Source organism: Lysinibacillus piscis, assembly GCF_026012395.1.
Taxonomy (GTDB): domain Bacteria; phylum Bacillota; class Bacilli; order Bacillales_A; family Planococcaceae; genus Lysinibacillus; species Lysinibacillus piscis.
Map to the genome: position 1 here is coordinate 730,833 of NZ_BRZA01000001.1, position 26,107 is coordinate 756,939.

Annotated in this window: 20 protein-coding genes; 6 read left to right on the forward strand and 14 right to left on the reverse strand. The window is 37.8% G+C overall.

The window, feature by feature from the left end:
• Positions 1-9: 9 nt before the first annotated feature.
• The 4 genes from OPF91_RS03765 to OPF91_RS03780 all read right to left on the reverse strand — a co-directional run bounded on the left by OPF91_RS03765 (position 10) and on the right by OPF91_RS03780 (position 9,762).
• Positions 10-3,432 carry an InlB B-repeat-containing protein gene (locus OPF91_RS03765; RefSeq protein ID WP_264987347.1) on the reverse strand — a complete coding sequence of 1,141 codons (3,423 nt, stop codon included), beginning with the start codon at positions 3,430-3,432 and terminating at the stop codon, positions 10-12.
• Positions 3,433-3,564: 132 nt separating this feature from the next.
• Positions 3,565-6,813 carry an InlB B-repeat-containing protein gene (locus OPF91_RS03770; RefSeq protein WP_264987348.1) on the reverse strand — a complete coding sequence of 1,083 codons (3,249 nt, stop codon included), beginning with the start codon at positions 6,811-6,813 and terminating at the stop codon, positions 3,565-3,567.
• Positions 6,814-6,919: 106 nt separating this feature from the next.
• Positions 6,920-8,035 carry a response regulator gene (locus OPF91_RS03775; RefSeq protein WP_264987349.1) on the reverse strand — a complete coding sequence of 372 codons (1,116 nt, stop codon included), beginning with the start codon at positions 8,033-8,035 and terminating at the stop codon, positions 6,920-6,922.
• On the reverse strand, positions 8,032-9,762 hold the full coding sequence (locus OPF91_RS03780; RefSeq protein WP_264987350.1) for a sensor histidine kinase: 1,731 nt from the start codon (positions 9,760-9,762) through the stop codon (positions 8,032-8,034). Before OPF91_RS03780 ends, OPF91_RS03775 begins: the two co-directional genes overlap by 4 nt.
• A 407-nt stretch (positions 9,763-10,169) precedes the next feature.
• Between OPF91_RS03780 and OPF91_RS03785 the strand changes: the two genes are divergently transcribed.
• Positions 10,170-11,384 (forward strand): MFS transporter, encoded by a 1,215-nt coding sequence (locus OPF91_RS03785; RefSeq protein ID WP_264987351.1) that lies wholly within the window; start codon positions 10,170-10,172, stop codon positions 11,382-11,384.
• Between the two features lie 316 nt (positions 11,385-11,700).
• Here the strand turns inward: OPF91_RS03785 and OPF91_RS03790 are convergent, their stop codons facing one another.
• The 9 genes from OPF91_RS03790 to OPF91_RS03830 form a co-directional block, all read right to left on the reverse strand.
• The gene (locus tag OPF91_RS03790) at positions 11,701-13,041 is read right to left on the reverse strand and encodes an LLM class flavin-dependent oxidoreductase (protein ID WP_264987352.1); all 1,341 of its coding nucleotides are present in this window, start codon (positions 13,039-13,041) and stop codon (positions 11,701-11,703) included.
• A 12-nt stretch (positions 13,042-13,053) separates the two neighbouring features.
• Positions 13,054-13,857: an ABC transporter permease gene (locus OPF91_RS03795; RefSeq protein ID WP_264987353.1), complete on the reverse strand. Its 804-nt coding sequence runs from the start codon at positions 13,855-13,857 to the stop codon at positions 13,054-13,056.
• 4 nt (positions 13,858-13,861) lie between these two features.
• Positions 13,862-14,692, reverse strand: a complete 831-nt coding sequence (locus tag OPF91_RS03800; protein ID WP_264987354.1) for an ABC transporter permease — start codon at positions 14,690-14,692, stop codon at positions 13,862-13,864.
• Between the two features lie 26 nt (positions 14,693-14,718).
• Positions 14,719-15,729, reverse strand: coding sequence for an aliphatic sulfonate ABC transporter substrate-binding protein (locus OPF91_RS03805; RefSeq protein WP_264987355.1), 1,011 nt, complete (start codon positions 15,727-15,729; stop codon positions 14,719-14,721).
• 34 nt (positions 15,730-15,763) lie between these two features.
• A complete protein-coding gene (locus OPF91_RS03810; protein WP_264987356.1) occupies positions 15,764-16,540 on the reverse strand; it encodes an ABC transporter ATP-binding protein in 777 nt (258 codons plus the stop codon).
• Positions 16,541-17,004: 464 nt separating this feature from the next.
• The gene (locus OPF91_RS03815; RefSeq protein ID WP_264987357.1) at positions 17,005-17,484 is read right to left on the reverse strand and encodes a hypothetical protein; all 480 of its coding nucleotides are present in this window, start codon (positions 17,482-17,484) and stop codon (positions 17,005-17,007) included.
• 1 nt (position 17,485) lies between these two features.
• Positions 17,486-18,148 carry a potassium channel family protein gene (locus tag OPF91_RS03820; RefSeq protein WP_264987872.1) on the reverse strand — a complete coding sequence of 221 codons (663 nt, stop codon included), beginning with the start codon at positions 18,146-18,148 and terminating at the stop codon, positions 17,486-17,488.
• Between the two features lie 624 nt (positions 18,149-18,772).
• A complete protein-coding gene (locus tag OPF91_RS03825; RefSeq protein WP_264987358.1) occupies positions 18,773-19,225 on the reverse strand; it encodes a TlpA family protein disulfide reductase in 453 nt (150 codons plus the stop codon).
• Positions 19,226-19,292: 67 nt separating this feature from the next.
• On the reverse strand, positions 19,293-19,835 hold the full coding sequence (locus OPF91_RS03830) for a peroxiredoxin (protein WP_264987359.1): 543 nt from the start codon (positions 19,833-19,835) through the stop codon (positions 19,293-19,295).
• Between the two features lie 555 nt (positions 19,836-20,390).
• Here OPF91_RS03830 and OPF91_RS03835 point away from each other — a divergent pair.
• Genes OPF91_RS03835 through OPF91_RS03855 form a run of 5 tightly spaced genes read left to right on the forward strand, consistent with a single transcriptional unit; the run spans position 20,391 to position 24,720 of the window.
• Positions 20,391-20,933, forward strand: a complete 543-nt coding sequence (locus tag OPF91_RS03835) for a helix-turn-helix domain-containing protein (protein ID WP_264987360.1) — start codon at positions 20,391-20,393, stop codon at positions 20,931-20,933.
• Between the two features lie 17 nt (positions 20,934-20,950).
• Positions 20,951-22,057: an ABC transporter ATP-binding protein gene (locus OPF91_RS03840; RefSeq protein ID WP_264987361.1), complete on the forward strand. Its 1,107-nt coding sequence runs from the start codon at positions 20,951-20,953 to the stop codon at positions 22,055-22,057.
• Entirely contained in the window at positions 22,047-22,856 is an 810-nt protein-coding gene (locus OPF91_RS03845) for an ABC transporter permease (protein ID WP_264987362.1), read from the forward strand. The genes OPF91_RS03840 and OPF91_RS03845 overlap by 11 nt, the downstream gene beginning before the upstream one ends.
• Positions 22,853-23,650: an ABC transporter permease gene (locus OPF91_RS03850; protein WP_264987363.1), complete on the forward strand. Its 798-nt coding sequence runs from the start codon at positions 22,853-22,855 to the stop codon at positions 23,648-23,650. The genes OPF91_RS03845 and OPF91_RS03850 overlap by 4 nt, the downstream gene beginning before the upstream one ends.
• Complete coding sequence (locus OPF91_RS03855) at positions 23,647-24,720, forward strand: ABC transporter substrate-binding protein (protein WP_264987364.1); 1,074 nt, start codon at positions 23,647-23,649, stop codon at positions 24,718-24,720. Before OPF91_RS03850 ends, OPF91_RS03855 begins: the two co-directional genes overlap by 4 nt.
• 63 nt (positions 24,721-24,783) lie before the next feature.
• Here OPF91_RS03855 and OPF91_RS03860 read toward each other — a convergent pair whose 3' ends face one another.
• On the reverse strand, positions 24,784-26,097 hold the full coding sequence (locus OPF91_RS03860) for an MFS transporter (RefSeq protein ID WP_264987365.1): 1,314 nt from the start codon (positions 26,095-26,097) through the stop codon (positions 24,784-24,786).
• Positions 26,098-26,107: the final 10 nt, after the last annotated feature.

Consider the following 26,107-nt stretch of genomic DNA (forward strand, 5'->3'; position numbering starts at 1 on the left):
GTTTTTGAATTATAAATGTAATGCCCGATACATAAAGGCTACGAACTGTGCACGTGTGACAGGCTCGTCTGGCTTAAAATTGCCATTGTCTCCAAGTGCGATACCATATTCCCCAAGTGTTGCAATATAATCTTTTGCCCAATGTGTTGCAGGTACATCTTGGAATGTTGCTGTACCTGTCCCATTCGTATCTAAGTCAAATGCTAAGACGAAAACCTTTGCCATTTGTGCTCTTGTGATATAGGCATTCGGTTTAAATTGACCATCTGTGCCATCGAAAATACCTGCCTGATATACTTTCATAATGGCATCGTAATATAGATGCTCTGCGGGAATATCATTGAAGGATATGATTTCTCGTGTAGGCGCTAACTCAAATGTTCGTGCAAATAATACCGCTACATGCTGACGCTGGATCGGTGCATCTGGTTTAAATGTACCATCTGGATAGCCCTTGATAATACAGCGCCCTGCAATATCCTCAATCATCGACTGTGCCCAATAAGATGTAATATCTGTAAATGTAGCGTTACATGTAGGCGGTAGTGATTCCTCCTGCTCTGTTGTATCATCTGTATTTTCCTCTACATCAGTGGGTTCTTCTACATGTTCAATCCATTTTGCATACAAAATTACATTTCTCTCAACTGTATTTGTAGAAAAATCCCATTTATTGTTGAAGACACTATCAGTATACCAACCTGCAAATATATAACCTGTCTTTGTAGGTATTGGTGGTTCTGTAAGTTTGTTATTCTTATCTTGTTTTTGTGAAGCTACTGTTGTACCGCCATTAGTATTAAATTCTATTATATAAGTCTCTTGCCTTTCATCTATAGGTGGAGATATAGATGGTGGTGGAGATTCATTCACTAGCCATTTCGCATATAATGTCAGATGATTTGTGACTTTATCTATTGCAAAATTCCATTTAGTAATAAAATTCATCTCCTTATACCAACCAGCAAATGTATGCCCTATTCGGATTGGTGCGGATGGCTCATCTATCATTCCTTCATATGCAATGCTTTGCTCCGCTACTGTGTCCATACCGTCTGTGTTAAAGGTTACCTTATAGTTATTTTTTGTCCACTTTGCATAAAGCGTTATCTCATCTGTCACTTTATCATTCGTAAAATCCCACTTGGTATCAGCAGCTGTATACCAACCAGCAAATGTATGCCCTATTCGGATTGGTGCGGATGGCTCATTTACCGTTCCTTCATACGCAATGGTTTGCTCCGCTGTTTCTGTTCCTCCATCTACATTAAAAGTTACTTTATAATTATTTTTTGTCCACTTTGCATAAAGCGTTATCTCATCTGTCACTTTATCATTCATAAAATCCCACTTGGTATCAGCAGCTGTATACCAGCCAGTAAATGTAGAACCTGCTCTAGTTGGCTCTGCTGGCTCATTTACCATTCCTTCATACACAATGCTTTGCTCCGCTACGGCTGTTCCTCCATTTGTATGAAAGGTTACTTGATAAAGAGCTCTCTCCCATTTGGCATAGAGTATCGCATCAACCATCCCCATTATATAGGAGCTACCTATTGCATAATTCGTTCCATTGCCATCTGCTTGTGTATTCCATCCATTAAAAGTAAAGCCTGTTTTAGTAAGATTTCCTTCACTAGCGACGGATACAGTATCATATATGTCATACTCATTTGAATCGATTGGCGCAGCTCCCATTGCACCGTTCTTATCGTATGTTATTTTGTAGAAAGGAAACTCATAGGCTCCTACATCAATTGTTCCTTTCAAACGCGCTTTACCATCAAGATCGGTTGTTTCATTATTGTAAAGGTTGTTCCCTTTATCAATGGCTGGTGAACCTACCTTCAATCGGAAATCAGTAAAATCCTTGAAAATATCGCTTGCTTTATATGTGTCTACAGTAGCAATGCCAGCATTATCATAAAATTTTATATTGTCAAGTTTCCCCACAAAACTATTATTTCTAGTTAGTGTATATGGTCTTGTTTCTGAAGCAATTATATTATCTCCTATAATTAAACTGTTTTGGATGCTTAAATTAGTAGAACCTGCTAGATCACTATTATAAATTAGTGATCCTGCTGTTCCGTTATCCACTATTGTTACATTGATTAAACTTACTTCTGTTTCCATATTGCGGATTGTATGCCCCATAGTATTTAAAGCATTATTTTTTTTGAATAATACATTGATTAATTGAATACTACCATAGTCGCTGGATAGACCTCCCCCTGCATTAGATGCTATATTCCCTATAAATTGGCTATTTTTTATTATTGGGCTACTACTATAATTATGCATACCTCCTCCATTTTGAGCCTTGTTGTCCTCAAATCGCACGTTGGTTAATATTGGGCTACTCACCCAATTCATCATACCACCTCCAAAGTTAGCAGCCTTATTGCCTATGAATTGCACCTTTTCTAATATCGCTTTACTATTACTACTATTTTGCATACCACCTCCACTATCCGTAGAAATGTTTGAGCTAAATTGCACGTTGGTTAATGTAGGGCTACTTCCATCGTTGTGCATGCCCGCTCCTCCATGAGCTCGATTATCTCTAAATTTCACATTTGTTAATGCTGGGCTACTCGATTTGTTATACATACCCCCACCTAAACGTTGCAAACCCGTACCATCACTTACATTATCAGCATTACCACCTTGAATGGTAACACCATCTAGAATTGCAGTACTATTCACATTTTCGTTGTATACTACATGATAGCTATCATCATCCGCTGCATCAATATCTCCACTTAAAACAGTTTCATTGCCTACAAAATTGCGTGTTTCTTTTGTCTCCGTTTCTATCGTTCCATCAAAGCCACCATAAATGGCAACATTATTTTTCATTTGAAAGGAAATGGTACGGTCTGTGCCTGTAGTTGGCTTATATGTCCCTTTAGCTATCCAAATTTCCTCTCCCCCTACTGTAGCTCCTAAAGCTGTCTGCAAATCTGAATAAGCATTTGCCCAGCTTGTACCATCTCCACCTGTCACAGCTTCATTGACATAAATAATGGCAGTCGGTGGTGTCGTTAGCATCAATGTCTGTATGGCGACAGGCTTTTGTGAGGAAGCAATACTAATTTCTCTCTTTTCAATCGTACCTTGCTCGCCAATCCGTAGCCATACATGATGTGTACCTTCATCGGTCAAGAACAGTGGTGTATTCACATCAAATGGCTGCCATGATATTCCTAAATCCTGTGATAGTTGCACAGAGGCGCTATCGGAAGAACTAACCGTTACTTGAACGCTTACAGGTTTTGTAGCAACATCGCCTTCATTGTAAGGCTGTCCATTTGTTTGTAGATCGACTGTCAGTGTTGTTGTAGCAGAGGCAATTTCGATAGGAAAGCTACCGAAAAAGGCTTGTGCTACTAAAAAATAGACTAACAGCATCGATATAGATTTTTTCATCTTCTTCCTCCTCCAATTTTATCTCCTTGTTGATTCCCTCTAAAAAAGGCTACCATATCGCAATGAAAGAAATATGAACAACTAGAAAAGCTAGTTAATCGGAACATTCGACTAACTAGCTTTCTCTCTATTTTATAAATGTAATGCCCTATACATAAAGGCTACAAACTGTGCACGTGTGACAGACTCGTCTGGCTTAAAATGACCATTGTCTCCAAGTGCGATACCATATTCTGCAAGTGTTGTAATATAATCTTTTGCCCAATATGTTGCAGGTACATCTTTGAATGTCGCTGTGCTTGTTCCATTTGTATCTAAGCCAAATGCTAAGACGAAAACCTTTGCCATTTGTGCTCTTGTGATATAGGCATTCGGTTTAAATTGACCATCTATGCCATCGAAAATACCTGCCTGATATACTTTCATAATGGCATCATAATACAGATGCTCTACAGGAATATCATTGAAGGATATGATTTCTCGTGTAGGCGCTAACTCAAATGCTCGTGCAAATAATACCGCTACATGCTGACGTTGGATGGGTGCATCTGGTTTAAATGTGCCATCTGGATAGCCCTTGATCATACAACGCCCTGCAATGTCTTCAATCATATCTTTTGCCCATGATGTTGCAATATCGGTAAACTCTGCTGTACATGCTGGGGCTATTGGTTGTTCAATTGGCACAACTTCCTTCTCTTTTTCCTTCTCTACTGGCTTTGTTTTTTCTTCCTCTACCCATTTCGCATACAATGTCACATTGCCTCGCACGTAATCTGTGTCAAAGTGCCATTCTTTTGTGAGCGCACTATCTGTATACCAACCTACAAATGTGTAGCCTTCTTTCACAGGTATTGGTGGAGCTGTAAGTTTATCATTATAGCTTTTTACTTGCTTATCAATTGCTGTGCCACCATTTGTTTCAAATTGGATATCGTACATGCTTTCTGTACTAGAACTACTACTTCCTCCGCTAATTGGTGGTGATGTTGGCGGTATCACAACTGGGTTTGCTGCCCAGTTTGCATAGAGTGTAAGACTGGCTGACCCTATCGTGAATTTTTGACCGACAGCGTAATTGTCGCCTGTACCATCTAATTTTGTATTCCAACCTTTAAAAGTATAGCCATTTCTAATCACACCCATATTCCCTAATACCTCTACTGCATCACCAACTTCATATCGATTGGAATCGACTGGCGGCGTACCGATTGCTCCATTTATATCATAAGTCACTGTGTATGTCGTAATTGGACTACTTTCATACGCACCTAAATCAACAATACCTCCTTGAATACGTGGATTTCCTGCAAGATCGGTTAACACTCCGATGTAATTGAAAGGGTCATTATTCCCTTTATCAATCGCTGGTGAACCTGCCTTCAACTCAAAATTGCCATTGTCGAAGTCTTTGAAAATAGTCGCTATAGGTATCGTTCCTTCTACTGGGTTTTTGTCTTTATCAAAGAATGTACCCTCTATCAAATCGCCAACCAAACTATCATATATTACCGTTTCGCCATCTGTTCCAGCTTTTATCAAACCTTGATTACCGATAATAATACTATTACCAATTGCTACTTTACTAAATGGATTGTAAATCGTTGCTTCACTAGTAGATGTCCCGTTACGCCCCATTGTGACATTTGTTAAGATAGCCTCAATACCATCATTAGTAGCTAACGCATCTCCCTGTACCGCTTCATTGTTTTTGAATAAAACATTTGTAAATATTGCACTACCAGCATTATTACTACTACCCCCACCAATATTCGCTCGATTCCCATCAAATAGGACATTGATTAAATTTGAATGGCTTTGTTCCGCATACAGTCCACCACCACTGTCAGAAGGATCATTCTCATCAACAAAATTAGCCTTAAATAGCCCCTTTGTCAGTGTCACTGTACTAAATACATTATACATACCCCCACCATTATCTTGCGCGGAATTATTGATAAAATCTACTCTTTCTAGCGTTAAATTCGTTGCTCGGTGGTTAAAGATAGCACCTCCATTACCTTCTGAACGGTTGTCTTCAAATCGGACATCTGTTACTACAGGATTACTGTCCTCTACATTCCACATACCTCCGCCCTTCTCGTCTGTTGTATTATTCTTAAATACCACATTGCTTACTATAGGGGTGCTACTCGCATTCCACATACCTCCCCCACCAGATTTAGCGAAATTATCCTTAAATTCTCCTCCCTCTATGGTCGGATTACTGTCAGCAACGTTAGCTAAACCGCCTCCACCGCCTTCATCTGTTATGTTTTCCATAAACGATACATTCTGTAATGTGGGGCTGCTACCATTAAAATTGTACATCCCGCCTCCATTCCCAACTGCATAGTTCCTCTCAAATAGGACATTCCTCAATGTAGGGCTACTATTCGATTTATTATACATACCGCCACCATTAAAACGATTGCCTGAACTTGAGTCTGTGGCATGTCCTCCAAAAATCGTGACACCGTCTAATACGGCTGTAGCGTCTAGGTCGATATTGTAATCATGATAAAATACATTGTGGCTATTATCACTACTAACCATCGGGTCACCAATATTGCCACTTAAAATCGTTTTATTCGTTATCAAATCTCGTGTTGCGATTGTTTCTGTCTCTGATACCCCCACAAATCCACCATAAATCGCCACATTGTTTTTCATTTGGAATGACTTTGAACGGTCTGTACCTGTTGTCGGTTTATACGTCCCTGCCGCAATCCAAATTTGCTGTCCTGCTACAACGTTTGTTAAAGCAGCTTGCAAGTCGGTATAGGCATCTGCCCAACTCGACCCATTATTTGCACCTGTCGCCTGTTCCTTTACATAAATGATAGGGTTCATCAAATTTGTATATCTTGCATATACTGTTCTTGGACCTGTAACGTCACTATTCCAAGGTAATGTATATACAATATTTGTAAACCAACCATGATACATCATTGCAGGCTTTGATTGCGTGCCTATTTGGGCTGTGTCTACAGTTGTTGTTCCTTTAAGTTCAACTTCTTCTAATTGATTGTTAGCAAAAGCAGCATTTCCTATTACTTGTACATTATCGGGAATAACAACCTTTGTTAGTTGATTGTCACGAAAAGCATTTGCTCCAATCATTGTGATACTAGAAGGAATCGTCACACTGGTTAAACCTTTATTGGCAAAAGCATTGTCCCCAATTCTCGTTACAGTTGTGCCATTTAATATGCTAGGAATTGTCACATTTCCTCCTGTTCCATGATAGGCATCAATTGTCAATATACCTGGGTCTATATGGTACTCAAAATCCCCCTCTCTGTCGGCATATACAGCAACCTTACTAAATGGGAATAATAAAAGGACAATCATTATGACGAACGACCCTATTTTTCTCAAAAAACCACTCCTCTCTTTTTTCTCTAACACCCTACCATACACAAATGAACAACCAATGAACAAAAAAAGCACTCACTACCCAAATTGCTTTGGGTAACGAGTACTTTTATTGTCTATATTGCTGATAAATTTTTTGCATCGCCATTGATGGTGGCATATGTAATTCTTGTTGCATTCTTTGTACATATTGCTGGTAGTGCTGCTTTAAAGCATAGATATCGCCCATTGCCCCGTATAGGTTGAGCAAGAGCTGATTCGCCTCCTCATCAAAGGCATCTCGCATCACTATTTTTCTCATAATTTCCACAGCCTCTGTATAGCGTTCGCAAGCCAATAGCCAGCCTGCAAGACGCTTGGCAAAGGAAATGTACACAAGGTTCATGCTTTCCTGTTCTAAAGCAGCCCATGAAAACGATTGTCCTTCAAACAGCTCACCAACAACTTGTTTTTCTAACTCTATAGCAACGGTTTCATTATCTTTGTTGATATGGTTCAGTAATGCCACTCCTTGCTCAAATTGCATAAAGTCCACATCCACCTGATTTAGCTCTAACCGATATTTTTCCTGCCCCGATATGATGTTTTCTTTAAAACCGTGACTGTTCAATGCTGTTCGTAATTGATAAACAGCTGTATTCAAATAACCTTCCGCATTTTTCACAGGCATATCAGGAAAAATATCCTCTATGACTCTCATTTTCCCAACACTTCTACCTCTATTAAAAAGCAAGTAGGCGAATAGCTCTTTGCTCTTTTTAGAACGCCACTTTACTTCCCCTTGTTGTGTGCTACTCACCTCAAAACAGCCGAAAGTTTGAACTTTGAGACGATTTAGCACATGGTTATTAACAGTTGAAGTGTTGTGACGTCTGTTAAACGCCCTTGTAATAGTTTGCATCAATCGGCTTTTGGAAATCGGTTTTATCATATAGTCTAACGGATACACATCATAGGCCTGCATTGCATAGTCAGTATGTGAGGTCGTAAAAACAATATCAATCTCTGTGTTATTTATTCGTAATTGACGTGCTAATTCTATCCCATTATCATCTGCTATCTCAATGTCCAAAAAGGCAAGGTCCACATCATTCTTATAAAGAAAGGTATATGCCTCTTCTATCTGTTGAAAACTACCAACAAGCTCAATACCTTCTATGCCAGCTAACATGCGCTTCATCGCTAGTAACATAATCGGCTCATCGTCTACAATCAACACTTTCATTGCTCTCCACCTCTCAATGTAAAGTAAAATACACTGCCCTGCCCTACTTCACTTTCTGCCCACATACTCTCTCCACTTAATTGTATAAACTGCTTACTAACTAACAGACCAAGACCTACGCCTTTTTCGCCAGCCGTGCCCATAGATGATTGTATCTGGTTGTTAGTAAATAACCGCCCTATTTGCTCATTATCCATACCAATGCCATTATCACGTACCGAAACAATGACCATTTCTCCTGATAATTGAGCATCTACATGTATAGCGCCCCCTGCTTGTGTAAACTTCATCGCATTGGACAATAAATTGCGTAGAACGAGTAGCACGACTTCTCTGTTGGCATAAACATATAAATCCTTTGCAACCACATTCGTTATTTGTAAATTCTTCAGCTCGCTATTCATGGCTAATAGCTGACAACATTCTTCCACTGCCTCTGATAATGCCAATACTTGGGGGTGAAGCACAACGTCCTCTCGCTGACTACGAAACCATTCTAGTAAATTATTCGACATATCAAGTGTATGACGTGTTTGCTCTCCAAGCTTGGTGATGATTTCTTGATGTTCCTCACCGAAGCAATCGAGATCCTCTTCTAACAACGTTATCAATTGAAACTGCATTGCTAATGGACTACGTAAATCATGTGAAATAATCGTAAACAATTGATCCTTTAGCTGATTCAGTTGAGCAATTTTCTCTAAATGCCCCTGTTGCTCCGTAATATCCATGATAAGCGAAACACTGCCCTGCCCTTGCTCACCTAATGTACGTAATGGATAAACATTCACACGATATATTTTTCTCACCTTATGTATCCAAACCTCGATATCAATGGTTCCTTGCTGGAAAGACTGTGCCAAATGATACCATGCTGGCCACTTTGCTAACAGCTTTGACATCGGTTTATCATAAATATCGACTTCACCTAATTGAGCAAAAAATTGCGTAGCCTTTTGATTGCCCTCAATCACCTTACCAGTAGCATTCATAATCAAAATGCTTTCTGGAAAATAATCGAATACAATATTTTTAGCGATTGGAATAATGGAAAAAAACTTCTTTCTAATAATGATGAGGGTAATAATCATACCTGTCATTCCACAAAAAACAGAGAATGTACTTAGCTGTGTGGACCATTGTGGCTGTGTAAATCGCACAAGCTCCGAAATAAATGGTAATGACATTAATAGTAAAACAAGCAGTCCTGGTTTACGGAAATCATGACGGATTGTCCATACATAACGAACTAGTAAATAAATACATACAGCCAAACTACTATAGCAAATAATGTTAAAAATATTGGCATACATCGTTCTTGTCATGATTAATTGACCATCTAGTAATTCAGTTGTGTTATACACCACATGCAAATAAGGATTCAGCCATATCAACAATGACCATACTAGCCCAACTCCTAAAAGTGAGACTTGCCATTGTTTTTTTATGTTTTTACGCTGACTTACTAATGTATAGACAAATAAATTAAACAAGACTACAACAAAAATAAGTGCCGTTTGCTGTATATTCCGAAAAATCATTTTCTCAACTAATAAGTAACTACTTTTCTCTAAAATCACATTGCTAGCATAAATGATTCGACAAGCAACCAAGCCCATCAAATATTTGACACCTGCTACTTTTCTAAAACGATATAATGTAAAAAAAATAATACTCATCATAAGAATGGAAAATATCATCAATATAAGCTCTAAGCTGACAATCATAGTAGAACCTTCTTTCTTAACAGAAGAAAAGCGAAAACTCATGTATCGTCATTGTACCACGAGATGAATTTTTCGCCTTATAGTTCAAGTTTATCAATTTGACTTTCGCTTTGCTATCTTTTTCAAACTCCTTTTTGCTGATTGTTTAGTCTTTGCGCACTAGTAAACTTTATGCTACAATCATCACAACTTATATAGAACGGAGGTATTCCTGATGACAGCTTCAATGAGACTACGATTTCATACTGCCAACTAAATATGTGCACACTTTGCCTGCTGTGCAAAGGAAATGGAATTAGTCTGTCTGTTTTAGGAATACAGGAAAAGAGGGGCTTCTACTCCCCTCTTTTTTCATGGTCTTCCATCTTTCCACACAGGCACTACTGTTAGAAAGGGATGACGATATATTGGAACATTGGAAACGGAATACGATACTTTTTTTAAGCAGTCAAACCATCTCACTGTTTGGCTCTGCACTCGTGCAATATGCGATTACTTGGTATATTACACTCACAACACAGTCAGGTATGATGATGACTGTTGCGATTATTTGTGGCTTCGTGCCAACCTTCTTCTTAGCACCGATTGCAGGTGTATGGGCAGATCGCTATAATCGCAAATGGCTCATTATTTTAGCTGATGGTATGATTGCCTTTTCGACGCTTATTTTAGCGATTTTATTTTTAATAGGCTATGACGAGCTTTGGTTACTATTTGCTATATCCGCTATTCGGGCGGTTGGTGCAGGTATCCAAACACCCGCAGTAGGAGCGATTTTACCCCAGTTTGTACCTGAGGAGCATCTAATGAAGGTCAATGGTGCAAACAGCAGTATTCAAGCTTTTATTATGATTTTGGCACCAATGGCAAGTGGTGCATTGCTGACAATGGCTTCCATCGAATCTATTTTCTTTATTGATGTCATTACAGCCGCTATTGCCATTGCGATTTTTTTACTATTTTTGCATATCCCTGCACATGCAAAAGCAGCACAACCACAAACAACAAGCTATTTTGCCGACATGAAACAAGGGTTTATCTATATTAAAGAACATGCTTTCTTAAAGCAAATGTTTCTATTTTTCGCCTTTTTCATGCTACTTGCAGCCCCTGCCGCTTTTTTAACGCCATTGCAGGTCACACGTAGCTTTGGTAATGATGTTTGGCGTTTAACTGCTATCGAAATCGCCTTTGCGGTCGGCATGTTAATCGGTGGAATTGGTATTGCTACATGGGGTGGCTTTAAAAATAAAGTGCATACGATGACATTATCCGCCATCTTATTTGGTCTTTGTACATTGGCGCTTGGCATTATCCCTAATTTTTGGCTCTACCTTGCAATCATGGGTGTGACAGGTGTCGCTATGCCAATTTTTAATACACCAGCCACTGTATTATTACAAGAAAAAATAGAGGGCGATTACTTAGGACGAGTATTTGGTATAATGAGCATGATTGCTACTTCTATGATGCCTTTAGGAATGCTCATTTTTGGTCCAATCGCTGATATCATCGCTATTGAATGGCTATTGATTGCTACTGGGCTACTATTATTTATCCAAGCCTTTTTCTTACTAGGCAGTAAAACATTAATGGCAGCAGGGAAACCACAACAATCATAATAGTAACAGCCAGCCTTCATGCTAAGGTTGGCTGTTTTTATTAACTTCCCTTTAAGAAAATATAATGTAATCAATTGGAATTTGGCATCCTATTATCCTTATGAATATTTTTTCTATTCAGCATCTTGATGAAGTCACACGATATTTTCAATAATTTTCATTGATAACAAGCTGGCGACAATCGCTGGCTTGTTATTTATTTACGAAGCGATAAACGGATTTCTTCTTCATACTAGCAACTCATGTTATTTGCTATCCAATCATAAAAAGGATAGTCACTGTAGCAGACCATCCTTTTATGCTACCCTCCTATATATTAAACGACTTGCCCCTTCTTAAAATGTGCTGGTGCTGGGCGCTCTAATCCTAAATGCTCACGCAATGTCGTTCCTTCATATTCTTTACGAAATAGTCCACGTTCTTGTAGTACTGGAATCGCTAACTCGACAAAAGTCTCTAAATCTGCTGGCAATATAGGTGGCATAATATTAAAGCCATCACATGCATATTCATTGAACCATTGTTCAACCAAGTCTGCAAACTGCTCAGGTGTGCCGACAAACTCCAAATGTCCACGCGCACCATGCATTTTTCTACCTAATTCTACAATCGTTAATTTTTCAGCATGTGCTGTATCAATAAATAGCTGAATACGACTTTTCATTGCATTGGAAGCACCAGCTAAATCTGGCAACTCTGGTAATGGACCATTTGCAGGATAGGCGGATAAATCATACTTTAAAAAATGAGATACCGCCGCCACCGCATCTTCCTCTGAAACTAATGCGTTTAATTCTTCGTATTTTGCCCATGCTTCCTCCTCAGTAGATGCAAGAACTGGTGAAATCCCTGGCATAATTTTAATGCTATCTTTATGACGCCCCTCTTTCTCCAATTGTTCATGAATCGCTTGATAAAAGGCTTTAGCCCCTTCTAATGATTGCTGTGCTGTGAAAACAACTTCTCCTGTTTTCGCTGCGAAGTCAATGCCAGCTTTGGAAGCACCAGCTACTACTAATACAGGGTAGCCTTGAGGTGGTCTAGGAACATTTAATGGCCCCCTTGAGCTATACCATTGTCCTTCATAATGAATTTCGCGTACTGCACCAGGCTGTGTAAAAATGCTATTTTCTTTATCATTGACAAGTGCATCATCATGCCAGCTATCCCAAAGCTCTCTCGTTAAATCTACATATTCTTCTGCCATTTGATAGCGTAAACCATGCTCTGGATGCTGCTGTCGTCCGAAATTTTGTGCCTCAATATCATGCTGTGAAGTGACAATATTCCAAGCTGCACGACCATTACTAATATGATCAAGTGTGGCATAGCGACGTGCAAGATGGAACGGCTCATTATATGTTGTTGAGCCAGTAGCGGTTAACCCTAATTTCGAAGTGTGTGTAGCAATAGCTGATAATAGTGTGACAGGGTCAAGCATACCAGCAGCCGTATGTTCGACACCTGCAAGATAAAGATAATCCGCTAAGAACATCATATCGAATTTTCCTCGCTCAGCTATTTGAGCCGCTTTTATATAATAATCCACTGAAAAAATATCTTTCCCATTTGCTAACGGATGACGCCAGCTAGCACTATGATGTCCACTGTAGTAGATAAATGCCCCTAATCGAAGTTTGTCTTGTCTTTTTCCCATATTCTACCCCTCTTATCCTTTAAAAGTATCCTGCCATTTTAAAACTCGTCGTTCAATTGTATAGACAAATGAATCTGATAATTTACCTAATAAAGCAAACATCACTAATCCTACAAAGACAATATCTGTTTGTGAATATGCTCTGGCATCTTGAATCATATAACCTATTCCTGCGCTTGTGCCCATCATCTCACTCACAACTAACACAAGCCATGATGCACCTAATGCCAATCGAATACCAAGTAAAATATTTGGCATGGCAGATGGAATAATTAATGTTGTTAAACGTTTTTTAAATGAATATTGTAATAATCCTGTTACCTCATATAATTGTATATTCACTAATCGTATACCTAAAAATACATTTACATATACAGGGAAAAATGCACCTAAGGCAATCATTAGCACTTTCCCAAACTCGCCAACACCAAACCATAAAATAAACAATGGAATTAATGCCAATAATGGTACAGTTCTAAGCATTTGAAGAGATGGATCAACAATTTCTTGCAATAGTTTACTAAAGCCTGTAACAATCCCAAGCACGATACCTACAGAAGCCCCTAGTAAAAATCCCACTAATACACGCTCACCACTTACTATTAAATGATTCAATAAGTCACCATTGGATAGGAGTAGCCAAAATGTAGCGATTATTTGAGTTGGTGCGGGTAAAATATGTTGGGCTACTAGCTTTAAGCTACTGATAATTTGCCAAATCCCCACAATCGCTAATGGCACAAGCCACGGAGATAAAATCACAGACAAATTCCACTTCTTTTTTGTTTGTACTATATTTTTAGACGTAAGGATCATTTCATCACCGCCCTGTAAAATTGTTATGCCAGCGTAGACTTTTTCGTTCAATCGCTAAAACAAGTGCATCTGACAGCTTGCCTAATATCGCAAAAATAATAATACCTGCAAAGACTGTCGCAACAATGGACATGGACCTTGCATCATTAATTAAAAAACCGATTCCTTCAGTAGAGCCCATCATTTCAGCAACCACTAAGCCAACCCATGCAATACCAAGTGACAAGCGAATTCCTAAAAAGATATGTGGCAATGCTGATGGAATAATTAGTTTCGTTAGTAAATCCCATTTTTTAAATTGAAGTACTTTTGCTACCTCAAACAATTTAGCATCTAATGAACGAATGCCTAAAAATGTATTTACATAAAGAGGAAAAAATGAACCTTTAGCAATCAACAATAACTTAGATGTTTCATCAAACCCAAACCATAAAATAAACAGGGGTGCTACTGCTAAATGTGGTAACATTCTCAGCATCTGAAAAGTTGGGTCTAGTAATTTTTGTGTTTTATAAGAAAACCCTACTAACACTCCGAACAGTAAACCAAGGCCTCCACCAATAGTAAAGCCTGCTAATGCTCGCCATACGGAAATCTGTAAATGACTAAGTAAGTGACCATGCTGCCATAAATAAATGAATTCATTGATTATGATAGATGGTGTGGGCAATAATAAAGGATTTAATAGTCCATTACGCCCTGCCACCTCCCAAACAATGATTAATAACACAGGTAATAACGAGCCCAGTGCTACTTTTCGCCAATACTCGCGATGAAAGCGAACTGATTTACTGTTTGACTTAGCCTGCACTGCCTTATTTGTAAGAGATACCATTAAATCCCCTCCTATCCTACTATTCTTTACTGTAATGCTTTTTCAATATAGCGATTATCAAATACTTTTGTGACATCAATTTTTTGACGAATTGTACCAATTTCGTATTGAAAATCAGCTGTTTTTTGATGTTCTTGAATAATTTCATCTTTTACTGGAATATTAATTTGTGATGCACGTTTACGCGTTTCTTCTATTAAAGCTACTGGCAAATTACGCTCCTTGGCATAACGCTCTACTGCTTCTTTTTCATTAGCCGACTCCCATGCCAGCAACTCATTTAATGTTTTTAAATAAGTGACAACAAGTTCTTCATGTTCTTCTGCAAATTTTGTACGTACAATATTATAAGAAGGTGATAATAATCCAATTAATTCACCGTCTGCAATGATACGTCCCTTTTGTGATAATGTATTAATCGTTAAATACGGCTCCCATATTGCCCATGCATCAACACCTTTGGAATCAAATGCAGCTTGCCCTTCATCAGAATTTAAATTAATTAGCTCAATATCTTCTACTGCAATATTTTCCTTTGCTAATGCACGTAAAAGAAAATCATAAGCATTCGTTCCTTTACCTACTGCTACTTTTTTTCCCTTTAAATCTTGTAATGATTGAATCGTGCTTTCATAATTTACAACAATTCCAACATTTTTATTTCCAGCTAAAGTTTGGGAAATAATCGTAAACGGAATATTTGCAGCCTGTGCTGTAATAACGGGCATATTGCCTAAACCTGCAAAATCTAATTTATTAGCAGCAATCGCCTCTGTCATTGGTGGCCCACTTTGAAATTCCACCCATTCTACTTTTGCTCCATATTGTTCAAATGCCTTCTCAAATGTTTGTTCTTCTCGTGCTTTACCAAATAATCCACCACTACCTTGTACTCCAATTCTCACGACAATATCTTTAGCGGATTTTTTGCTTGAAGTATCATCTGTTGATGTGGTTGAAGCTTGATTCTGTGCACAGCCTGTTAAAATAGCAAAAATAAGTGCCAATAGTATTAGTATCTTTGAAAAATTTTTCATCGTTTGTTCTCCTTTTTTTAGGGATTGTCATTATCTATATACCTGCTCCAACGGTATATGTCTCTTCCTCTACTTTTTCAAATTCATTTAACACAGCTCGACGCATTTCTTGGAATCCAAGTGAGGAACGTTTGCGTGGAAACGATAAATCAATTGGTAAAACGGATTTAATATGACCTGGTCTCGGGTTCATAATCACAACACGTTGACCTAAAAATACGGCTTCATCAAGATCATGTGTAACGAAAATCATCGTTGTTTTATTCGTCTGCCAAATATTTAATAGTACCTCCTGCATATGCGAGCGTGTAAAGGCGTCTAATGCGCCAAAGGGTTCATCTAATAATAAAATCGCTGGATTCCGTAACAATGCTCGTGCAATGGATACCCGCTGTGCCATCCCTCCTGATAATTCACGAGGATATGCCTTTTCAAAACCTTCTAACTTTACGAGTTTAATAAGCTCTGTTACTTGCTGCTTAATATTTGGATCTCTTAGTGATTGATCTCCTGCAATATTCTTTTCAACCGTTAGCCAAGGAAACAGGCGTGGCTCTTGAAAAATAAATCCCTTTTCCAAACTCGGTCCATTGATAACCTGACCATTGAGCTCCACTTTCCCTGTATAATCAACATCCAACCCTGCAATTATTTTTAATAATGTACTTTTACCGCATCCACTGGGGCCAATAATAGTTAAAAACTCTCCTTGTTCAACAGTTAACTCTACATTTTTTAATGCAACGACTTGTTCATTAGGTGTTGCAAAAACCTTGTTTAAATTTTCAATAACTAATGCATCTTTACTCAATATAGCTCCTCCTTTTTGTACATTAGAAGACAGTCAATAATCACCCCATATACGCTTGAATAACAACGCAAAGACCCTTAAGTAAAAATCACTTAAGGGCCTCTAGTTTTCCAGTCAGCTACAGAATATGAAATTTCAAAACCAAGTAAACTTATATACATAATAATATTACTAAACTTACTTGTCAATTGATTTTTAAAATTTTCATATGAAGGTCCAACAAAATGAAAAGGACTGTGAGAAAGTTAAATAAAATCTAACTTTCTCACAGTCCTAACTAAAATATCATCAAAGGTCATGCTCAAGATGAGGTTCAACTTTTCATTCCTGTAATAGCCAACTCTCTACACAAGTAACCCGCCTCACACTGGCATCTTCACTGCTAGCTTTTCTAATCAACATATGTACATACCTCCTAAATAAAAGAGCTAGTATAGCTACTTTTCCTAGCCCTACCAACTCTTTTATTTTACATATTGCTCGAGTAATTTTTGCGTATTGCTTGACTGCTCTAATACTTTCTTTTGCTTCGCCCAATATAAAACATATTGCTGTTCATTCATAGTAAAAACCATGTCCTTTAATTCACCCTCTAATTCAGAGTTAATGGCTACTCGTAGCACATCCACCTCATATAAAGGTTTTCCCTCTATCAAATAGACAAGATGATAGGCTGGTTTTTCTTCAAAAATTGCTCGTTCCTTTTTATTTAAGGTTTTGATATGGCTTAATGGATAAGCTTCCATATAAGTTACCGCTTCATTACCGGTTAAGTTAGCTAAAACTTGCTCTCCTTGAGATAGCTCAAGTCCATCGCGTTTGACGGCATTATCTAAAATAGCAGCAATCGCATCTTCTGCACTTTTTTCACGTTGCTGCATTGTAAAGCCAATGATCAATATGATGGCGGCAAAAATCAATAATCTCCATCTACGTTTCGTCATCTTAGTCATTCATCGCCTTTTTCACAAAGCGATTAATATCAACATCGGCTCCAATCACTAGCATAATATCGCCTAATAAAATGCGTTCACTTGCCTGTGGTGACACAATAATGTCTGCGCCTCGTTTAATACCTACAATATTAATCCCGTATTTCGCACGAATATCTAAATCAATAATGGAATAGCCTGCAATCACATCATTCGCTTTAATCTCCATAATCGAATGCTCATCTGAAAGCTCTAAATAATCAAGCACTGTATTCGATAGCATATTATTGGCAATCCGAATGCCCATATCTCGCTCAGGATGCACAACAAAGTCGGCTCCAATTTTGCGTAGTACCTTTTCATGATAATCATTTTGTGCCTTAACGGTAATTTGCTGTACACCAATTTCTTTTAAAATAATGGTCGTTAAAATACTAGCTTGAATATTTTCACCAATGGCTACAATCACATGCTCAAAATTGCGGATACCTAATGAATTTAACACCGATTCATCTGTCGAATCTGCAGCAACTGCCTGTGTCGCAATCGTAGCAAATTCATCTACACGCTCAGTTGAACGGTCTATCGCCATTACTTGTGCCCCTTGATTCATGAGTTCACGTACAATACTGCCACCAAAACGCCCTAATCCGATGACGGCAAATTCTTTTTTCATCATAAAAATCCCTCCATCTATCATTATAAATCTTTTCCACATTCCTGTCGCTTTAAGTCTCAGTGTAGCTAATCAAAATTGTAAAAATTCATAAAAATGATACATTAGGAAAAAATGAATAGAGGCAAAATTATGAGTGATTCTAAGCATTTAAGTAAAGAAGAAATTTTAGATATTTAAAAAAACACCAACCGAGGAACATTTATGCCGAAAGTGAAGGTTACAAGATAGTCCTACTTTACAAGAGAGGTTAGAACAAGCACTAGAGACATTTCAAATGAAAAAACACTAAAAATATTGAACTTTTCAATGATTTATTAGAAAATTTCGATAATACCATCTTTTATATAAACTATGCAGATTTTCATTTTATTTTTTACTCTTTTTAGCGTGTTCAAAAATCTGCGCATCATGATATAAAAGACAGTATTTTTTTCAAACTCCCAAAATAAAAAAGGCAATTTATCACCAATACTTCTCTAGTGCTATCCGTCACTTTGAGAATTCTATCCATCACTTTGAACGTTCTATCCGTCAATTCAGCCACTCTATCCATCACTTATATTCACAGCAAGCAAAAAGGCGAGGAAAATAAGCATCCTCGCCTTTCGTTACTGCTATTGATTATGCATTACGCATTTCGTCAAGTACACGATTCACACGTTTTTCTAGCATTTTCATACCGCTACCACCAGCTTGCATATGACGAAGCTGACCGTCTTTATCAAATACGAAATAAGCAGGTACATATTGGTTTTCAAATGCATCTGTTAATTTCAATTCGCTATCAACAAAAATTGGCTGTGTAATATCATGCTCTGCTGCCACTGCTTTAATCGTTTCTAAATTTGTATCTTCTTCTGAGCGTGGCATATGCACCGCCACTACATTTAACTCGTCTTTGTATTGGTCACGGAAATTGTTGATATCTGGCATTGCCTCTTTACAAAGATAGCAGCTTACAGACCAAAAATGAATTAATGTTGGCTTTTCTCCAACTAAATCTGCCTTCGTTACCTCACCATTTAACCATGTTGTTGCACCTGCAAGCTCAGGCATTTGTTCACGTAATTTCATGTCAAAATCCTCCCTTTCAGTAGAAAATCTCCACAAATGAATCGTGGAGATTTCATAGCACTCTAAATTATAGAGTTGCTTGACCTGGACGCCAGTTTGCTGGGCAAAGACCACCCGTTTGTAATGCTTGAAGTACACGTAATGTTTCATCTACATCACGACCGATATTGTTATCAAATACAGTTTGGTATTTTAATTCGCCTTCTGGATTGATGATGAATAAACCACGTAATGCGATACCTTCTTCTTCGATTAATACGCCATATTCTCTTGATACTTGGTGATTTGTATCTGCTGCTAATGGGTATTTTAATTCGCCAAGACCATTTTTCGTGCGCTCTGTGTTAATCCAAGCTAAGTGTGTGTGGATTGTATCAGTAGAAACACCGATTACTTCTGCATCTAAATCTTCGAACTCATCATAACGATCGCTCATTGCTGTGATTTCTGTTGGACATACGAAAGTGAAGTCCATTGGATAGAAGAAAAGAACTGTCCATTTATCTTGTGCTTTTAATTCTTCTAAAGATACTTTGCCAAATGATTTGTCTGCAAGTACTGCCTCCATTGTAAAGTCAGGTGCTAGTTTGCCTACCATGCGTTCTGCCATTGTAAATCCCTCCGAATAGTATGTAATATATAAGTTTATCCCGTATTAACAGGCTGTAAAATTCCCACTTCGACACATGAGGTAAAACAAAACTGTTTAAGTGGGAATCAACAGCTTGTAAATCCCGATTGGTGAAACTACCAATCAATAAGAGTGAAGAGCCTCATTGATTGAAGATTCACTTTATCTGCTCATGCGAACCCGTCTTCTACAATAACAAAGTCATTCCTGTTTTTCAAATAAGTTAGCTTCGTTCTTTTTGTCATTTAACAAACTCCGACAAAATTTCGTCAAATCCTATAATAGCTTACCGTTTTTATGCTGTTATAGATGGAAGCTTTCGGTACAAAAAATATATGCTGGAATTACTATACAAACAAATGACAAGTATAGATTTTAGTGTTGGCTTTTTTACAAAAAATTAAATTGAAAAGCATTGCAAATTCATTATTATTTTGTATAATTGTAATGGTTTTAGTAAACTTTAAGTTTAGCAATCATAAACTTTCTATTTCAGAAGTTTATGATTGCTAAACTTCTTCTAGGAGGGACAAGATGCAAATTGGAGCAAAAATCAAAGCGCTTCGTTTAAAAAAAGGTCTTACCCAAGAGGAACTTGGTGAACGTACTGATTTAAGTAAAGGCTATATTTCTCAATTGGAACGTGACCTCAATTCACCTTCCATTGAAACTTTATTTTCATTGCTAGAAGTATTAGGCTCCACGCCAAAAGATTTTTTCGATGACGATAAACTTGAACAAAAAGTAGTCTATACAAAAGAGGACCAATCTACTTTTGCAGATGAAGACAAAAAATATGCTATTCAATGGTTAATCCCTACATCGAATGAAAAAGAAATGGAACCCATCTTTTTAACGTTTGCTGCTGAAGGTGCATTTAAGCAATTTGAGCCATCCTTATCGGAAACATTTATCTATGTTGTGAGAGGACGTATTCGACTTGTTTTAGGTGATGAGCAATATATTGCCAATGAAGGCAACTCCCTTTATTTTGAAGCAACAGCCCATCATCAAATTTTTAATGCTCATACGGCTGAAACACAAATTTTACTCGTTGCAACCAATTCATATTTATAACATAAGGAGGCGCACATATGACGACAAATACCATTATCCGCTTTGAACATGTATCTAAAACTTATAATGACGGAACTGTTGTGCTGAAAAATATCAATTTAGAATTAGAAAAAGGAAAATTTTATACATTGCTTGGTCCTTCAGGCTGTGGAAAAACAACCATTTTACGTATGATTGCTGGCTTTACAGAGCCTACTACAGGCAATGTCTACTTCCATGATAAAAAGATGAACAATGTGCCTGCGAATGAGCGTCAAGTCAACACCGTATTTCAGGATTATGCACTCTTCCCACATCTCAATGTTTTTGAAAATGTGGCATTCGGGCTACGCATAAAAAAACTATCTGAAAACGATATTAAAGAGCGTGTCGCAGAAGCATTGAAATTCGTCAATTTAGAGGGCTATGGCAATCGTGAAATTTCTGAAATGTCTGGTGGTCAACGTCAGCGTGTTGCTATTGCTCGTGCCATTGTCAATGATCCAGAGGTTATTTTACTAGATGAGCCACTTTCTGCACTTGATTTAAAGCTACGTACGGAAATGCAATATGAGCTACGTGAACTACAGCAACGACTTGGCAAAACCTTTGTCTTTGTTACACACGACCAAGAAGAAGCACTTGCTATGAGTGATGAAATTTTTGTATTAAGTGAAGGCACTATTCAGCAATCTGGCACACCTGTTGATATTTATGATGAGCCAATTAACCGCTTTGTTGCTGATTTCATTGGAGAGTCGAACATTGTGCATGGTGTGATGATTGAGGATTTCAAAGTGGAATTTGCAGGGAAAGTATTTGAATGTGTCGATAAAGGGATGAAGCCCAATGAAAAAATTGATATTGTGATTCGTCCAGAAGATTTAGAAATGACAACTGTCGAAAATGGGAAGCTCATTGTTAAAGTAGATACACAGTTATTCCGTGGTGTACATTATGAACTATCCACCTATGATAAAGATGGAAATGAGTGGCTTGTGCATTCATTGAAAAAAGCTGAAGTAGGGGCAAAAATCGGCTTAGACTTTGATTCAGAGGCAATCCATGTCATGCGTTTAAATGAAACAGAAGAAGAATTTGATAAACGTTTAGAATCTTATGGAGATGACGAAGATGCAAGCTAAAACAGCCAAATCATCCTTATTCCCATACCTTTTATGGATTGCCTTTTTCGTTATTGCACCTATTGCCCTTGTGGTGTACTATTCGCTGCTCGATATACATGGTCATTTCACATTTAGCAATTATCAAGCATTCTTTTCATCTGTTTATTTAAAAATGACATTAAGCTCATTTTGGTATGCATTACTTATTACGTTTTTTACATTATTAATTTCTTACCCAACTGCTTATTTTTTAACGAAAACGAAAAATAAACAGCTTTGGTTATTGCTTATTATTATTCCATCTTGGATTAATTTATTGTTAAAGACGTATGCCTTTATTGGAATTTTCGGCTTGTATGGTCCGATTAATGCCTTTATCGAAATAATAGGGTTTGACCCACAGCAAATGCTTTTTACAGACGCTAGCTTTATTTTCGTATCTGTCTATATTTTTATTCCATTTATGATTTTACCAATTTTCAATTCATTGGATCGATTAAATCCAACATTAATAGATGCTTCACGTGATTTAGGAGCATCTTCCTTTACAACATTCCGCCGTGTCGTTTTACCACTAACGATGGACGGGATCAAATCTGGCATTCAAGTGGTCTTTATTCCTGCATTATCCTTGTTCATGATTACACGCTTAATTGCAGGAAACCGTGTGATTACATTAGGTACTGCTATCGAGCAACAATTCCTTGTCACACAAAACTGGGGAATGGGCTCCACAATTGCTGTCTTTTTAATTTTATTTATGGTCATTATTATGCTGATTACAGGGCAAAAGGATAAAGGAGGACGTGTGCGATGAATAAATTATCTACTTCAGCGAAAATCTATTTAACACTTGTTTTCATCGTGTTATATGCGCCCATCTTTTATCTAATTTTCTATTCCTTTAACAGTGGTGGCTCAATGAATAATTTTGAGTCCTTTACATTGGAACATTATCAGGCTGTGTTTGAGGATTCACGACTGATTGTTATTTTAATTAATACTGTTATTGTTGCATTGCTGTCTGCCTTTATTTCCACTGTTATCGGCACATTGGGGGCAATCGGTATTGTGTCCTTAAAGGATGCTAAAATGCGTAATACATTATTATCCTTAAACAATGTCTTAATCGTCAGCCCAGACGTTATTATTGGGGCGAGCTTTTTAATCTTATTTACGATGATTGGTATCAAATTAGGCTTTGTTTCTGTGTTATTAGCACATGTTGCCTTTAGTGTACCCATTGTTGTGCTAATGGTTTTACCAAAGCTATTAGAAATGAATAGCTCTTTAATCGATGCCGCACTTGATTTAGGGGCAACCAAAAAAGATGTCATGATGCGTGTTATTTTACCGTATATTCAACCAGGAATTTTTGCTGGTTTTTTCCTTGCCTTAACCTATTCACTGGATGATTTTGCCGTTACATTTTTTGTCACAGGCAATGGCTTTAGTACATTATCCGTGGAAATCTACTCAATGGCCCGTGCAGGAATTTCCTTAACCGTCAATGCTATTTCTGGTCTTGTATTCTTGGTGACAATCCTTGTCGTGATTGGCTACTATGTCATGACAAGCCGTACACGTAAACGAACGGAGGGGCGACCATGAAGCAATTAATTCAAGCTACCATCGCTATCCTTGTCGTATCCGCTCTATTATTTTATGCAGCACATACGCTAAGTGCCAGTGGTGGAAACAGTGGGAAAAATACTGTCACTATTTTTAACTGGGGTGAATATATTGACCCCAACCTGCTCAAGCAATTTGAAAAAGAAACAGGTATGCGTGTCATTTATGAAACCTTTGATTCTAATGAGGCGATGATGACTAAAATTCAACAAGGTGGAACAGCCTATGATATCGCTATCCCCTCTGAGTATATGATTGAAAAAATGAAGGAAGAAAAGCTATTACTGCCTTTAGATAAAAGTAAAATTCCAAATCTAAAAAATATTGATCCCTATTTTTTAGATCTGCCATTCGACGAAGATAATCAATACTCGATTCCTTATTTTTGGGGGACAGTTGGTATTGTTTACAACCCTAATTATGTTGGGGATTTAGATTTTTCATCTTGGAATGATTTATGGGACCCTTCTTTAAAACGTAAAGTCTTTTTAGTAGATGGTGCGCGTGAAGTAATGGGTATGGGCTTAAACAGTCTAGGTTATTCATTAAATTCATTGGATAACCAACAATTACGTCAAGCTACAGACAAATTAATTACATTGGCTCCTAATATTAAAGCCATTATTGGGGACGAAATTACACCATTAATGATTAATAATGAGGCTACCGTTGCCCTAACATGGTCTGGGCAGGCAGCCGATATGCTATCTGAAAATGAGGAACTAGATTTTGCTGTCCCACAGGAAGGCTCTAACTTATGGTTTGATAATATGGTCATTCCCAAAACATCTAAAAATTTAGAGGGTGCCCATGCCTTTATTAACTTTATGTTGAAGGCTGAATCGGGTGCACAAAATGCCGATTATGTAGGCTACTCCACACCAAACCTTGCTGCTATGGCTTTAATGGATGAGGAAGTAGTAACTGATGAGCGTTTCTATCCATCTGAGGAGCAACGTGATACATTAGAAGTCTACAAAAACTTAGGACCTGACTATTTAGGCAAATACAATGAGCTATTTTTAGAGTTTAAAATGAGTATACGATAACATCTAAAAGGTCTGTTGAGAAAATAGCTTCTCTCAACAGACCTTATTCATTATCTTATAAGTTTAGCTTTCTGGGAGTGCCTCACCTATGATTGGCTGTTTCTTTTCCACATAATGTGTCGGTACTGCGGGTGGTTTCGCTGCCCATGCTAGTACAACACCCACTAAAATAATAACTAAAGTAACCGTAAATGCCGCAGTATAAGAACCTGTTTTATCTGCCAACCAGCCTGAAACGAGTGGGCTTGCTGCACTAACGAATGATAATACCCATATAACAGAGCCTTGAATAGCCGCAAAGTTTTTATTGCCAAAATAAGAAGGAATCATTGTTGATACTGCTGGCGTATTCATTCCTGTGGCAATTCCTAAAAAGATAATCGTCATCCATAAAGTATATGTGCTTGAAGCTGTAATAAAGAGTGCATAGCCAATTGCTAGTAACACTTTAGATGAAATCAAGATGATTCTTGGACCATAGCGGTCAACCAGCATACCAGCTCCTACTGAACCAATAATCGTCATAATCCCCATGGCACCCATCGCCGTAGCGACAAATGTATTTGAAAATCCTTGATTCGTTAAATGTGTAAAGCCAAATACAGTCAATGTTAGAAATGCCCATGTACTTGCTCCCCACGACAACACAATACACCATAGTGGGAAAGAGCGAATAGCATCTTTCACATGCCAATCTACAGGACTAAAATAATACTTTTTAGGCTTTACTGCTTTTTCAACACCAACAATGCCCCCATCCTTTTGAAGCCCTAATTGCTCTGGTGTATTTTTAATAAAAATAAATTGTGGTAATACACCAATCACAAATAAAATAACCGTCATCGTTAGGATAGCACCTTTAAAATCCATGATCACTAATAGCCATGTAATCAATGGCAGGAATAATAGTTGTCCTACACCTCCTGCGCCATTGACTATACCAGTCATTACTCCTCGTTTTGCTTCCCACCAGTTATTAATGAGTGTAAAGACGCCTATATTTTGCGTAAAAATCATGGCGATTCCAAGACCTACGCCATAGGTTAAAACAAATTGCCATGGCTGTGTGACATATGCTGTTAAACCAAAACAAATCGTTGTTACAATACCGCTATACCATAAAACATTTCTTGGCCCCCATTTAATGATGGCGATACCAACAAGGGGTGATAAAATACCGACTAACCCTTTAATAGTGAATGCCATACCGATTTCAGTATTCGACCACTCAAAGCTCTTTATTAATTCGTTGACAAGAGGGCCAGCTCCATATAAAAGAATCCCCGATTTAGCGCAATATGTAAGAATCGCTAAAAAAGTAATGACATATCCATAGAAAAAACGTGGCTTTTTAGATGCATTGACTGATGTTTTCACAGTGTTACTC

Excerpts from the sequence above, each read along its gene's own strand:
- OPF91_RS03840 (WP_264987361.1), top strand. The coding sequence starts at position 20,951 with ATGACGACAAATACCATTATCCGCTTTGAACATGTATCTAAAACTTAT.
- OPF91_RS03835 (WP_264987360.1), top strand. The coding sequence starts at position 20,391 with ATGCAAATTGGAGCAAAAATCAAAGCGCTTCGTTTAAAAAAAGGTCTT.
- OPF91_RS03795 (WP_264987353.1), bottom strand. The coding sequence starts at position 13,857 with ATGATCCTTACGTCTAAAAATATAGTACAAACAAAAAAGAAGTGGAAT.
- OPF91_RS03800 (WP_264987354.1), bottom strand. The coding sequence starts at position 14,692 with ATGGTATCTCTTACAAATAAGGCAGTGCAGGCTAAGTCAAACAGTAAA.
- OPF91_RS03850 (WP_264987363.1), top strand. The coding sequence starts at position 22,853 with ATGAATAAATTATCTACTTCAGCGAAAATCTATTTAACACTTGTTTTC.
- OPF91_RS03815 (WP_264987357.1), bottom strand. The coding sequence starts at position 17,484 with ATGACGAAACGTAGATGGAGATTATTGATTTTTGCCGCCATCATATTG.
- OPF91_RS03845 (WP_264987362.1), top strand. The coding sequence starts at position 22,047 with ATGCAAGCTAAAACAGCCAAATCATCCTTATTCCCATACCTTTTATGG.
- OPF91_RS03820 (WP_264987872.1), bottom strand. The coding sequence starts at position 18,148 with ATGAAAAAAGAATTTGCCGTCATCGGATTAGGGCGTTTTGGTGGCAGT.
- OPF91_RS03775 (WP_264987349.1), bottom strand. The coding sequence starts at position 8,035 with ATGAAAGTGTTGATTGTAGACGATGAGCCGATTATGTTACTAGCGATG.
- OPF91_RS03825 (WP_264987358.1), bottom strand. The coding sequence starts at position 19,225 with ATGAAATTACGTGAACAAATGCCTGAGCTTGCAGGTGCAACAACATGG.
- OPF91_RS03780 (WP_264987350.1), bottom strand. The coding sequence starts at position 9,762 with ATGATTGTCAGCTTAGAGCTTATATTGATGATATTTTCCATTCTTATG.
- OPF91_RS03790 (WP_264987352.1), bottom strand. The coding sequence starts at position 13,041 with ATGGGAAAAAGACAAGACAAACTTCGATTAGGGGCATTTATCTACTAC.
- OPF91_RS03765 (WP_264987347.1), bottom strand. The coding sequence starts at position 3,432 with ATGAAAAAATCTATATCGATGCTGTTAGTCTATTTTTTAGTAGCACAA.
- OPF91_RS03855 (WP_264987364.1), top strand. The coding sequence starts at position 23,647 with ATGAAGCAATTAATTCAAGCTACCATCGCTATCCTTGTCGTATCCGCT.
- OPF91_RS03830 (WP_264987359.1), bottom strand. The coding sequence starts at position 19,835 with ATGGCAGAACGCATGGTAGGCAAACTAGCACCTGACTTTACAATGGAG.
- OPF91_RS03805 (WP_264987355.1), bottom strand. The coding sequence starts at position 15,729 with ATGAAAAATTTTTCAAAGATACTAATACTATTGGCACTTATTTTTGCT.